This window comes from Streptomyces sp. NPDC050856 (assembly GCF_040653855.1).
In the GTDB taxonomy this organism is placed as follows: Bacteria; Actinomycetota; Actinomycetes; order Streptomycetales; family Streptomycetaceae; genus Streptomyces.
This window is the reverse complement of the sequence record NZ_JBFAGV010000004.1, coordinates 19,249-31,099: the sequence shown is the minus strand read 5'-3', so window position 1 is coordinate 31,099 and position 11,851 is coordinate 19,249. Positions and strand designations below refer to the sequence as shown.

Genomic DNA, 11,851 nt, shown 5'->3' with positions numbered 1-11,851 from the left:
GTTCACACCGGTGTCAGCCCGCCTTCACCGGTGAGTGATCTGGAGGCAACCTCTCGCTTTCCCCGGATGGCTGGATATGATCGGCGTTCTTCACGCCCCGCCCCGCCCCCGAGGACCGATGTCTCCGACAGAACCCGCAGAACCCGCAGACCCCGAAGGCCCCCCAGGCCCCGGACGCCCCGCAGGCCCGACGGCCCCGTCGCGAACGCGCCGGCGCGGTGCGGTGCGCCTGCGCACCATGCTCATGTGGCTGGCCGTGGTACCCACCGTGGCGATGGGCGCGCAAGTCCTCGTGACCGCGCACGGGTTGCTGGACCGCTCGGAGCACCTGCGCAACGACGTGGCGGCCGGCGAGCGGTTCGGCATACCCCTGTACAAGCTCATGGCCGCGCTGCAGGCCGAGCGGACCGCCACGGCCGCGCGGTGGGCGGGCTCCGCCGCCCCCGGCGCGGAACTGGCCGCCCGGCGCGCGGCCACCGACCGCGCCCTGGCCGAGTTCCACCGGTCGGTGGCCGCCGGCCCGACCGGCCCCGTGAAGGACGAGCACCACCTCCAGCGGGTACGCGCGGGCCTCGACGACCTGGACGCCCACCGCGAGCGGGCCGACGCCCGCGGCGGCGGCGCCGACCGGACGACCGCCTACTACACCGGCGTCATCAGCGACATGATCCATGTCTACCAGCAGGCGTTCAGCCACACCGGGGACTCCGAGCTGACCCAGGAGATCCGGCCGGTCGTCGCCATGTACTCGGCCTCCGAGATGCTGGCACGCCAGGACACGATCCTCGCGCTGGCCGGACCGTCCCGGGAACTGACCTCGGCCCGGTTCGCCGAGTTCGTCAACACGGTGGGCGCCCACCGGTACCTGTACGACACCTCCGTCGCGCCGTACCTGCCCGACGACGAGCGCGAGCGGTACGAGCGGATCGCCGCCTCCGCCGCCTGGCGGGCCAGGACGAGCATCGAGCACGCCATCATGACCGACCACAAGGACACCGAGTCCGGAGTGGGACTGCCCCGGCAGGTCGCCGGCTGGCAGGCCGCCCACCGCCAGGTCGCGGAGGAACTGGGCGCACTCGCCTCCGACCGGTCCCGCGGCGTGCTGGCCCGCGCCGACGACAAGGCCGGCGAACTGGAGGCGGAGGTCGCCCGGCTCATCGCCGCGAGCGGTGGCGCGCTGCTCGTCGTGGTCGCGGTCGCCGTGTTCACCACCCGCTCGGTCCTGCGCCGCCTCGACCGCCTCCACGAGCGCACGGTCACCGTCGCCGAGAAGACCCTGCCGGACGTCGTGACCCGGCTGCAGAACGGCCAGGACGTCGACGCCGACGCGCTGCCGGCGGTCACCGGGGACCGTGACGAGGTCGGACGGATCAGCGACGCGTTCGCCCGCGCGGTGGCCGTCTCGGTGGACGGGCACCGTCAGCTCGCCGCCGAGCGCCAGGGCTTCGGCATGTTCGCCGCCGGCATCGCCTCGCGCACCGGGAACCTGGTGAGCCGTCAGCTCAGCCTGACCGAGGACCTCCAGGACACCTTCGGCCACGACGAGGCCCTCCTCGCCCAGCTGATGCGCGCCGACCAGCTGACGGTCGGCATGCGCCGGCAGATCGAGAACCTGCTCATCCTGGCGGGCGGCGAGATCCCCGACCCGCACACCGAGCCCATGCGCGTCGCCGACCTGCTGCGCGAAGCCGCCGCGGAGGTCGAGGACTTCCGGCGGATCGAACGCCAGGCGCTGGACGAGATCAGCATGGAGCCGCGCGTGATCAGCCAGATCAGCCACCTGCTGGCCGAACTGCTGGACAACGCCACCCGGTTCTCGCCCCCCAGGTCGAAGGTCGTCATCCGGGCCGAGCTGGTGGCCGACGGCCTGTCGGTGGAGATCGAGGACCGCGGCCCCAGGGTGTCCCCGGCCAGCTACCGGGAGATGAACCTCCGGCTGCACGCGGCACCGCCCTACGCCGTCCTGGCGCGCAACGCCCACCGGCTGGGTCTCTTCGTGGTCGGCCATCTCGCCGAACAGCTACGGGCCACGGTCACGCTGCGCCGCTCGGTGTACGGCGGCACTTCGGCCGTGGTGATCATCCCCGAGGAGCTGCTGGTGCCGACCACCGACCATGAACCGGCGGGCGTGCCGGCGCCCCGGACCGCGCCCGGGGCACCCGGCGGACCCGGATCGGCGCCCTCGCCGGCGGAGCCCGGCCCGGACGCGGCCGGGGAGCGCAGGCCCGAACTGGTGCTGCACGTGCGCGCGGACCACGCGGACTCCGGCATTCCCGGGGATCCCACGGACCCCGCGGCGGACGGCGCCCCGCCGGAGCCGCTGCCCGAGCGGCCGGTGGCGCACTCGCCGGAGGGGCTGCCCGAGCGGCCGCGGCCGCTGCCGTCCCGCCGGCCGCACCGGCCGCCGCGGCCGGCGGACCCGCCCCCGGTCCGCGCCCCGGCGCCGGACGCGGACGGCCGGCCGCCGCTGCCCGAGCGGGTCCCGCAGACCCATATCGCCGAGCAGCTCCGCGAGCCCCGGGCGGCACAGACACCGGCCGGCCAGGACGCCGCGACACCCGAAGAGGTGGCCGACGCCTGGGCGGACTACGAGGACGGAACCCGGAAAGTGGAAGCAGAGCTCCGACAGGACCAGCCATGACGATGACACCGAACGACACCATCTACAGCATTCTCGACAACAACCTCAGCCGGATCGCCGGTGTCCAGGGCGCCGTGCTGCTGTCCAACGACGGCATCAAGCTCAGCGCCTACCTGCTGGAGAGGCCCCAGGCGGAGCGGATCGCGGCGGCCGCGTCGGGCATCGCCGCCACCATGAAGGCGATCTCCCGCGAGGTCGACGGCGGGCGGGTGATCCGCCAGCTGGTCGAGATGGACGACCGGTACCTGTGCATCGTCGGGTGCGGCGAGGGCAGCACGCTCATCGTGGTCACCACCCGCAAGGCACGGCTGGGGGAGCTGGGCGGTGAGGCGGTACGGACCGCCCAGGCGCTCGGGGACTGGCTGGGCACCCCTGAGCGCACCCAGGCGCCCACGTCGTAATGGCGGACGCTCCGCGGCGGCCGGGCCGCCGCACGACGCGGCTGTACGCCCTGACCGACGGCCGGACCGCCGCCGCGCACACCGTCCTGACCGTGGACACCACGATCACGGCCGCCCTCGCCCCGGACGCCCGGGGCGGCCTGCCGACCGAGTGGCAGGCCATCCTGGCGATGTGCCCGGCGCCGAACGGGCGGGCGGTCGCCGAGCTCGCGGCGCGGATGCGGATGCGCCTCACCCCGATGACGGTCCTGCTCGGCGAACTCGCGGACCGCGGGCTGATCCACCACCGGCCGCCGCTGGAAGGGGCCGAGACCAGCAACGTCCACCTCCTCATGAGAATCAGGGACAGCCTTGCCCGGATATGACACACCCGCCCAGGAAGCGGCCCCCGTCAAGATCCTCGTCGCCGGGGGCTTCGGCGTCGGCAAGACGACCCTGGTGGAGACGGTCTCCGAGATCGAGCCGCTGCGCACCGAGGAGCGGCTGACGGCGGCGGGCGTCGGCGTCGACGACCTCGACGGCATCGAGTCCAAGGCCGCGACCACCGTGGCGATGGATTTCGGCCGCATCACCCTCGCCGACGCCGGAGTCGTGCTCTACCTGTTCGGCACGCCGGGGCAGGAGCGCTTCTGGTTCATGTGGGAGGACCTGCTGCACGGGGCGCTCGGAGCGGTCGTGCTGGTCGACACCCGGCGCCTGGACCGGAGCTTCCCGGCGGTCGACTTCTTCGAGAGCCGCGGCCTGCCGTTCGTGGTCGGCGCCAACTGCTTCCACGGCGAACAGCCCTACACCGCCGAGGAGATCGGCGCCGCGCTGCGCCTGAGCGACCCGGACACCCCCGTCCTCCTGCTCGACGCCCGCTCCCGCGACGACGTCAGGGGAGCGCTGCTGTCCCTGCTGGACCTGCTGATCGCCAAGGCGGGGAGCGCCGCGGCCGTCTGACGGCGGCGGGACGCGCGCCCGCGCTCACCGTACGGAGAGCAGGCCCTGCTCGGTGACCGCCGCCAGCGACAGGGTGCGGTAGCCCATGGTGTCGAACAGGACGGTGACGCGGTCGCCCTCCTCGCCCAGGACCATCCCCTCGCCCCACTCGGTGTGCCGCACCCGCGACCCGACGGGGAACGCGGCCGCCGCCGGGCTGTCCGGCCCGCCGGCCGCGGCGGAGGTGCCGGGCGGGCCGCCGCCGTCCTCGGCCCCGCACACGTCGCAGTTGCCGCACGGGGCCTGGTAGACCTCGCCGAAGTAGCCCAGGAGGAAGCGCCGGCGGCAGCCCGTGGTCTCGGCGTACGCCCGGACCATCTCCACCCGGCTGCGCTCCAGCCGGCGCCGCGCCTCCGCGGCACCGACCGCCCGCTCGGTGGCGTCCTCGGCGCTCACGCCCGGCACGGCGCGCACCTCGCCGTCGTCGCCCGTGCGCGCCGCCCCGGCCTCCTCCAGCAGGTTGGCGGCGGCCGTCACGCGGTTGCGGGACAGCCCCGTCTCCTCGCGCAGCTCGTCCAGGCCGACCGGTCCCTCGTGGTCGTGCAACTGGGCGGTCACCTCGGCCAGCGTGTCCTCGCCGGGGGTGCGGGCGGCGAAGAAGTTCTGCACCCCGGTGTCCTCCGGGCGGTAGTGCAGTACGGCCACGGCGGGCGCGCCGTCCCGCCCGGCCCGGCCGATCTCCTGGTAGTAGGCGTCCAGGGAACCCGGCACGGAGGCGTGCAGCACGAACCGCACGTCCTCCTTGTCGATGCCCATGCCGAAGGCCGAGGTGGCGGCGACCACGTCCAGCTCCCCGGACAGGAAGGCGTCGTGGACCCGGGAGCGCTCACCGGCGGGCAGACCGGCGTGGTACGCGGCGGCGGCGATACCCAGCCCGGCCAGTTCGGCGGCGTAGCGCTCGGTGTCCTTGCGGGTGGCCGCGTACACGATCCCGGGCCCGGCCTCCGCCGCCGCCCGCTCCACCACCGCCCGGCGCTTGTCCCCGTCGTCCTGGAAGCGGGTGACCTCCAGCGCGATGTTCGGCCGGTCGAACCCGGCGACGACCAGGGCGGGATCGTCCATTCCCAGCCGCTCCACGATCTCGTCGCGCACCGGGGGCGCCGCGGTGGCGGTCAGGGCCAGCACGGTGGGCCGGCCCACCCGCTTCACGACCTGGGCCAGCCGCAGGTAGTCGGGGCGGAAGTCGTGGCCCCAGGCGGAGACGCACTGCGCCTCGTCCACGACGAACAACGACGGAGCGGCCTGTGCCACGCTCTCGACCACCTCGTCCTTGGCGAGCTGCTCGGGGGAGAGGAACAGGTACTCCGCCTCGCCGGCGCGGACGGCTTCCCACGCCGCCTCGGTCTGCCCGGCGCCCTGGGCCGAGTTGACCGCCACGGCCTCGGGGCCGCTGTGCCGCGGCAGCCCGGCGATCTGGTCGCGCTGGAGCGCGATGAGGGGTGACACCACCACGGCGGGCCCCGGCAGGCACAGCGCGGCGACCTGGTACACGGCCGACTTACCGGCGCCGGTCGGCATCACCACCAGGGTGTCGTGCCCGTCCAGTACCGACCGCATCGCCTCCAGCTGGCCCGGACGCAGCGCCGGCCAGCCGAACACCTCGGCGGCGGCCCTCTCCGGCCGGGGGGTGTCCCCGGCGGCTCCGCTTCCCGGCATGGTGCTGCTCCCTCGTCACTCGGCGGCGGTCCTGGCGGGTGCCCGGCCCCCAGGGAGGTAAACCGGCGCCGGGGCCGTCCGGCACCGTCCGTCAAAAGCGGGCAGAACGCGGCCGGGAAGCACCGTGCCCGCCGGCGGCCGGGTGGCGGGGGAGTTGACGGCGGGCCCTCCCCGGGCGGACGATCAACAGCTAGATGCTAGATACATCTATCTGGCCCGGTGTGCTGAGCCGCCGGACCGGAGGAGCGGGAGGAACCATGTGTGGCATCACCGGCTGGGTCTCCTTCGAGCGCGACCTGCGCGCCGAACGGGACACCCTGGACGCCATGACCGAGACGATGGCCTGCCGGGGGCCGGACGACCGGGGTGTCTGGGCCGCCGGGCCCGCCGCCCTCGGGCACCGCAGGCTCGCCGTCATCGACCTCCCCGGCGGCCGTCAGCCCATGACCGCCGAGACCGGACGGGGCACCGTCGCCCTCGTCTACTCCGGGGAGGCGTACAACTTCGCCGAACTGCGCGCCGAACTCACCGGCCGGGGTCACCGGTTCACCACCGGCTCCGACACCGAGGTGGTGCTGCGCGGCTATCTGGAATGGGGCGATGCCGTGGCCGAACGCCTCAACGGCATGTACGCCTTCGCCGTCTGGGACGGCCCCCGCGGGCGCCTGGTGATGATCCGCGACCGCATGGGAATCAAGCCGTTCTTCTACCGCCCCACCTCCGACGGGGTGCTCTTCGGCTCCGAGCCCAAGGCGATCCTGGCCAACCCGCTGGCCGTCCGCTCGGTCGGCGCCGACGGCCTGCGCGAGCTGTTCGCCCTGGTCAAGACGCCCGGGCACGCCATCTGGGACGGTATGCGGGAGGTCGAGCCCGGCACGGTCGTCACCGTCGACCGGTCCGGGACGCGCACCCGGACGTACTGGTCGCTCCAGACCCGGCCGCACCTGGACGACCGGGACACCACCGTGGCCCGGGTGCGCGAGCTGCTGGAGGACGTCGTCGACCGCCAGCTCGTCGCCGATGTCCCGCTGTGCACCCTGCTGTCCGGCGGCCTCGACTCCTCGGCGATGACCGCGCTCGCCGCCCGCCGGCTGGCCGGTCGCGGCGAGGCGGTACGCAGCTTCGCCGTCGACTTCGCCGGCCAGGCGGAGAACTTCGTCGCCGACGCCCTGCGCGGCACCCCCGACACCCCCTACGTGCACGACGTGGCCAGGCTCTCCGGAACCCGGCACCAGGACATCGTGCTGGACTCCCGGGCGCTGGCCGATCCCGAGGTCCGGGCCAGGATGATCCGGGCGCGGGACGTCCCGATGGGCTTCGGCGACATGGACGCCTCGCTCCACCTGCTGTTCAGGGCGATCGGCGAGCACTCGACGGTCGCGCTCTCCGGCGAGTCGGCCGACGAGGTGTTCGGCGGCTACCTCCAGTTCTTCGACGAGGAGGCGCGCCAGGCCGACACCTTCCCCTGGCTGGTCCGGTTCGCCGAACACTTCGGCGACGACGGCGCGATGCTGCGCGACGGCCTCACCGAGGCGCTGGACCTGCCCGGGTACGTCCGCGACAGCTACCGCGACGCCGTCGCCGGCGTCCGGCGCCTCGACGGCGAGAGCGACTTCGAGTACCGGATGCGGCGGATCTGCCACCTGCACCTGACCCGGTTCGTACGTCTCCTGCTGGACCGCAAGGACCGGGCGAGCATGGCGGTGGGACTGGAGGTGCGCGTGCCGTTCTGCGACCACCGGCTGGTGGAGTACGTGTACAACACGCCGTGGGCGCTGAAGTCCTTCGACGGCCGCGAGAAGAGTCTGCTGCGGGAGGCGACGGCGGACGTCATCCCCCGGTCCGTGTACGACCGGGTGAAGAGCCCGTACCCCTCCACACAGGACCCCGCGTACGCGGTCGCGCTCCAGGAACAGGCCGAGGAGCTGCTGTCCCGGCCCGGGCACCCGGTCTTCGACCTCGTCGACCGCGGCCGGCTCCAGCAGGCCGCGAGGCGCGACACCCTGCAGATCACCCAGGCGTCCCGCCGGGGCCTGGAACGCGCCCTCGACCTGGCCACCTGGATCGACCTGTACCGGCCGGCGCTCACGCTGCCCTGACCGGCGCCCACCGCGTGGCCCGGCCTGGCCCGGCGGCCGGGGCGCGGGCGGTGCCCGGACCGTACGGTGGCCCGGACCGCGCGGCCGCTCAGACGGTGCGGCCGGCGCGGCGCGAGATACGGCGCTTGAGCGCCCGCCGCTCCTCCTCGCTCAGCCCGCCCCAGACACCCGCCTCCTGGCCGGACTCCAGAGCCCACCGCAGGCACTGCTCCCGCACTGGGCAGCGACGGCACACCGCCTTGGCCTCCTCCGCCTGGAGGAGGGCGGGGCCGGTGTTGCCGATCGGGAAGAACAGGTCCGGGTCCTCGTCACGGCACTGGGCCTGGTGACGCCAGTCGTTCATGGAAATCTCCCTGAAGGCGTACGCGTTCACGCCCGGTCTCGTCGAATGGTTCGCCCCATGCGGGTCGCCGCAGCGAGGGGGCCTGAAACCCCTGGACCCCCAACGACGTTCAGCCGGGCAGCAGACGCAGCCGTACCGGAGCGCGCTCCAGCGGCTCCGGCAGCCGCAGCGGACCGCGCCCCGGAGTGATCGAACCGAGCACCCCGGCGTGGCGCGCGCCGGTGCACGCCGGGACCGTGCCGGCCAGCCCATGCAGCGTCAGGAACCCCAGCACGGCGAACGCGTAGGCCTCCTTGGCCGCCGACGGCAGCCCCAGCTCGTCGGAGCAGCGCAGCGGGACACCACCGAGTTCGCCGCGGAGCATGGCCATCAGCGTGGGATTGCGGGTTCCGCCGCCCGAGGCGATGACCTCCGTGCCCGCCACCGACCGGACCGCGTCCGCCACCGTCAGCGCGGTGAGCCGGGTCACGGTCGCCACCAGGTCCGGCCCGCCGATCCCCTCCCGGCCCGCCAGGGCGCCGAGCAGATGGGGCAGGTGGAACAGTTCCTTGCCCGTCGTCTTGGGCGGCGGCGCCGCGTAGTACGGCTCGTCCAGCAGCCGCCGCAGCAGCCCCGCGTCCACGCCGCCCCGGGCGGCCAGCGCGCCGTCCTCGTCGAACGCCGCCCGGCCGCCGGTGACATGCCGTACCGCCGCGTCGATCAGGGCGTTGCCCGGCCCCGTGTCGAAGGCGACCGGCCGCCGCGTCCCCGCGCCGGCCACCGTGACATTCGCGATGCCGCCCAGGTTCAGCGCGACCGGCACACCGGGGCGCCCCCGCAGCCACAGCACGTCCACCATGCTCACCAGCGGCGCCCCCTGGCCGCCGGCGGCCACGTCGCGGGAGCGCAGGTCGGACACGACCGGGCAGCCGGTGGCCTCCGCGATCCACGCCGGTGAACCGATCTGCAGCGTCCCGCGCGTCCGGCCGCCCGCCACCCAGTGGTGGACGGTCTGCCCGTGGGAGGTGACCAGTCCGGCGCGTCCGCCGCACAGCTCCCGGTCCGCCCGCACGGCGAGCGCCGCGAACACCTGACCGATCCGGGTGTCGAGCCGGCACACCGCCTCCACGGTGGTCGCCGCCGGCGGCAGCGCCGCCGCCAGCGCCTCGCGCACCGGGTCCGGGTAGGGGGCGCTCACCATGCCCAGCGGCCGCAGCACGAGGGCGTCCCCCTCCACCGTCAGCTCGGCGGCGGCGGCGTCCACCGCGTCGTACGAGGTGCCCGACATCATCCCGACGACCCGCATCCGCTCTCCCGTCCGTCAGTCGCGCAGCGCCCGGCGGTGCGCGCCGTCCCGCGGCCCGGCCAGCGCCAGCGCGCTGACCGCGCAGGTCACCATCACATAGTGGGCCGGGATGTCGGCGTTGCCGGTCCGCTCGATCGCCTCGGTGACGAGCAGCCCCGCGCAGCCGGAGAAGACCGCGTTCGACAGCGCGTACGCCAGCCCCAGGCCGGTGTACCGGACATGGGTGGGGAACATCTCCGCGAGCATCGCCGGGCCCGGACCCGCCATCAGCCCCACGACCGCCCCGGCGGCCAGCAGCGCCGCACCCTTCACGGCCACCGGCGCGCCCGGGTCGCGCAGCAGGTGCAGCAGCGGCAGCGCGAGCAGCGTGACCAGCACACAGCCGGTCACCATCACCGGGCGCCGGCCGATCCGGTCGCTGAGCGCGCCGGCCGGGAGGATGGCGGCGGCGAACCCCAGGTTGGCGAGGACGGTGGCCACCAGCGCCTGCCGGAACGACGCGTCCAGGGTGTTCTGGAGGTAGGAGGGCAGGACCACCAGGAAGGTGTACCCCGCCGCCGACCAGCCCATCACGCGGCCCACCCCGGCGGCGATCGCCCGGGCCACCTCGCCCCGCGAGGCGTCGGCGGCCGTCGCGGTGCCCGGCCCGGCGCGGCGGAACGACGGCGTCTCCGCCAGCCGCAGCCGCAGCCACAGGGCGCCCAGCCCAAGGGGGAGCGTCAGCACGAACGGCAGCCGCCAGCCCCACGCGTACAACTGCGCCTCGGTCAGCACGGTCGCCAGCACGGCCGCCACGCCGGCGCCGCCCAGCAGGCCCAGCGCCACGGTGAACGACTGCCACGCCCCGTACAGCCCGCGCCGGCCGGGCGGCGCGAACTCCGTCATCACCGCCACCGCGCCGCCGAACTCACCGCCCGCCGACAGGCCCTGCAGCACCCGCAGGAACGTCAGCAGCCAGGGCGCGGCGGCGCCGGCCGTGGCGTACGTGGGCAGCAGACCGATCAGGGTCGTCGCGCCGGTCATCAGCAGGAGCACCATGATCAGGGTGGGCCGGCGGCCGATCCGGTCGCCCACCCGGCCGAAGAGCGCCGCGCCCACCGGGCGGAAGAAGAAGGCCAGGGCGAACGACGCGTAGGCGCGCACCAGGGCCTCGGCGGCGCCGCCGCCCTCCGGGGTGAAGAAGTTGGCCGCGATGACCGTGGCGAAGTAGCCGTAGACACCGAACTCGTACCACTCGACGAGGTTGCCCACCGCCCCGGCCACCAGCGCCCCGCGCGGGCGTGGCGGGGCGCCGGCCGCCCCCGCCGGGCGGTTCGCCCCGGCGGGGGCGTGCCGCTCAGCCGGGAAGGAGCCCATGACCGAGCCCCGGGGTGTCCGGCAGTTCCACCAGACCGGTCACGGGGGTGTCCGCGAACGGCGCCGGAGCCAGCGGCTCGTCGGTCACCAGCAGCGGGCCGACCAGGTCGGCCGGCACCGTGGCATGGGGGAGCGCGGCCGACAGGTGGGCCGCCGCGAGCGTCGCCACCCCCAGCTCCGGCATGGTGCCGATCTTCACGGCCAGCCCCGCCGCCTCCGCGACGGCAGCGATCTGGCGGGCCCGGTACAGCCCGCCCACCTTGAGGATCTTGATGTTGAGGACGTCCGCCGCCCCGCACCGCACGATGTCCAGCGCGTCGTGCGGGGACTGCAGCGACTCGTCGGCCATCACCCGCACCCCGCCGTGCGCGCGCAGCGCCGCGAGGCCCGCCAGGTCCCAGCGGGGCAGCGGTTGTTCCACCAGGTCCAGGCCGGCGTCGGCGAGCCGGGCCACGGTACCGAGCGCCCCGCCCGGCGCGTACCCCTCGTTGGCGTCCAGCGACAGCTCCACCGAGTCCGGCACCGCCTTGCGCACCGCGGCCACCAGGTCGACGTCGTCCGCCGGGTCCTCACCGCCCTTGAGCTTGATGTGGCGGAACCCGGCCGCGGCATGGCGCGCCGCCTCCTCGGCCATCTCGTCCCGGCTGCCCAGCCCGACCACCCAGGTGGTGGGCACCGGGCCCGGCGTCCGGCCGCCGAGCAGCAGATGGACCGGCCAGCCGGCCGCCCGCGCGGCGAGGTCGTGCAGCGCCAGGTCGAGCGCCGCCTTGGCCAGGTGCTGGCCCCGGATCGCGGCGTCCATGGCGGCGTGGGCGCCCGCCAGGTCGCGCGGATCACGGCCCACCAGGGCGGGTCCGGCGTGCTCGGTGACGGCCGCGCTCAGCCCGGCCAGGGTCTCCCCGGTGTACGCGGTCATCGGCGACGCCTCGCCGAAGCCCCGGGCCCCGTCGGCCGTGCGCACCTCGACGACCAGGCTGACCAGCTCGGGGCTGGCGCCGCTGCTGATGACGAACGGACGGCGGTAGCGGGCCCGTACGACGCGGGTGTGGAACGAGGCGATCTTCACGCGCGAGCTCCTTCTGCGCCGCC

Annotated in this window: 10 protein-coding genes; 5 read left to right on the top strand and 5 right to left on the bottom strand. The window is 74.8% G+C overall.

Features of this window, described 5'->3' with window-relative positions; all coding sequences use genetic code 11:
• Positions 1-223: 223 nt before the first annotated feature.
• The 4 genes from AB0H53_RS05000 to AB0H53_RS04985 are packed head-to-tail and all read left to right on the top strand — an operon-like array spanning position 224 to position 3,984.
• Positions 224-2,641, top strand: a complete 2,418-nt coding sequence (locus tag AB0H53_RS05000) for a nitrate- and nitrite sensing domain-containing protein (protein ID WP_362107323.1) — start codon at positions 224-226, stop codon at positions 2,639-2,641.
• Positions 2,638-3,042: a roadblock/LC7 domain-containing protein gene (locus AB0H53_RS04995; RefSeq protein ID WP_362107320.1), complete on the top strand. Its 405-nt coding sequence runs from the start codon at positions 2,638-2,640 to the stop codon at positions 3,040-3,042. The genes AB0H53_RS05000 and AB0H53_RS04995 overlap by 4 nt, the downstream gene beginning before the upstream one ends.
• Positions 3,042-3,407: a DUF742 domain-containing protein gene (locus AB0H53_RS04990; RefSeq protein ID WP_362107317.1), complete on the top strand. Its 366-nt coding sequence runs from the start codon at positions 3,042-3,044 to the stop codon at positions 3,405-3,407. The genes AB0H53_RS04995 and AB0H53_RS04990 overlap by 1 nt, the downstream gene beginning before the upstream one ends.
• Entirely contained in the window at positions 3,394-3,984 is a 591-nt protein-coding gene (locus AB0H53_RS04985; RefSeq protein WP_362107314.1) for an ATP/GTP-binding protein, read from the top strand. The genes AB0H53_RS04990 and AB0H53_RS04985 overlap by 14 nt, the downstream gene beginning before the upstream one ends.
• Positions 3,985-4,008: 24 nt before the next feature.
• Here the strand turns inward: AB0H53_RS04985 and AB0H53_RS04980 are convergent, their stop codons facing one another.
• Complete coding sequence (locus tag AB0H53_RS04980) at positions 4,009-5,679, bottom strand: RecQ family ATP-dependent DNA helicase (protein ID WP_362107311.1); 1,671 nt, start codon at positions 5,677-5,679, stop codon at positions 4,009-4,011.
• 257 nt (positions 5,680-5,936) lie between these two features.
• On the opposite strand from AB0H53_RS04980, the gene asnB reads away from it, so the two are divergent.
• Positions 5,937-7,778 (top strand): asparagine synthase (glutamine-hydrolyzing), encoded by a 1,842-nt coding sequence (asnB, locus tag AB0H53_RS04975; protein WP_362107308.1) that lies wholly within the window; start codon positions 5,937-5,939, stop codon positions 7,776-7,778.
• A gap of 88 nt (positions 7,779-7,866) precedes the next feature.
• On the opposite strand, the gene AB0H53_RS04970 is transcribed toward asnB, so the two are convergent.
• From AB0H53_RS04970 to AB0H53_RS04955, 4 genes are all read right to left on the bottom strand, one after another.
• Entirely contained in the window at positions 7,867-8,121 is a 255-nt protein-coding gene (locus AB0H53_RS04970; protein ID WP_362107305.1) for a WhiB family transcriptional regulator, read from the bottom strand.
• 109 nt (positions 8,122-8,230) lie between these two features.
• A complete protein-coding gene (locus tag AB0H53_RS04965) occupies positions 8,231-9,406 on the bottom strand; it encodes an anhydro-N-acetylmuramic acid kinase (RefSeq protein WP_362107302.1) in 1,176 nt (391 codons plus the stop codon).
• Positions 9,407-9,421: 15 nt separating this feature from the next.
• Positions 9,422-10,762 carry an MFS transporter gene (locus tag AB0H53_RS04960; protein ID WP_362107299.1) on the bottom strand — a complete coding sequence of 447 codons (1,341 nt, stop codon included), beginning with the start codon at positions 10,760-10,762 and terminating at the stop codon, positions 9,422-9,424.
• Entirely contained in the window at positions 10,743-11,828 is a 1,086-nt protein-coding gene (locus AB0H53_RS04955) for an enolase C-terminal domain-like protein (RefSeq protein ID WP_362107296.1), read from the bottom strand. The genes AB0H53_RS04960 and AB0H53_RS04955 overlap by 20 nt, the downstream gene beginning before the upstream one ends.
• Between the last annotated feature and the right edge of the window lie 23 nt (positions 11,829-11,851).

Excerpts from the sequence above, each read along its gene's own strand:
- AB0H53_RS04990 (WP_362107317.1), top strand. The coding sequence starts at position 3,042 with ATGGCGGACGCTCCGCGGCGGCCGGGCCGCCGCACGACGCGGCTGTAC.
- AB0H53_RS04960 (WP_362107299.1), bottom strand. The coding sequence starts at position 10,762 with ATGGGCTCCTTCCCGGCTGAGCGGCACGCCCCCGCCGGGGCGAACCGC.
- asnB (WP_362107308.1), top strand. The coding sequence starts at position 5,937 with ATGTGTGGCATCACCGGCTGGGTCTCCTTCGAGCGCGACCTGCGCGCC.
- AB0H53_RS04995 (WP_362107320.1), top strand. The coding sequence starts at position 2,638 with ATGACGATGACACCGAACGACACCATCTACAGCATTCTCGACAACAAC.
- AB0H53_RS04970 (WP_362107305.1), bottom strand. The coding sequence starts at position 8,121 with ATGAACGACTGGCGTCACCAGGCCCAGTGCCGTGACGAGGACCCGGAC.
- AB0H53_RS04965 (WP_362107302.1), bottom strand. The coding sequence starts at position 9,406 with ATGCGGGTCGTCGGGATGATGTCGGGCACCTCGTACGACGCGGTGGAC.
- AB0H53_RS04980 (WP_362107311.1), bottom strand. The coding sequence starts at position 5,679 with ATGCCGGGAAGCGGAGCCGCCGGGGACACCCCCCGGCCGGAGAGGGCC.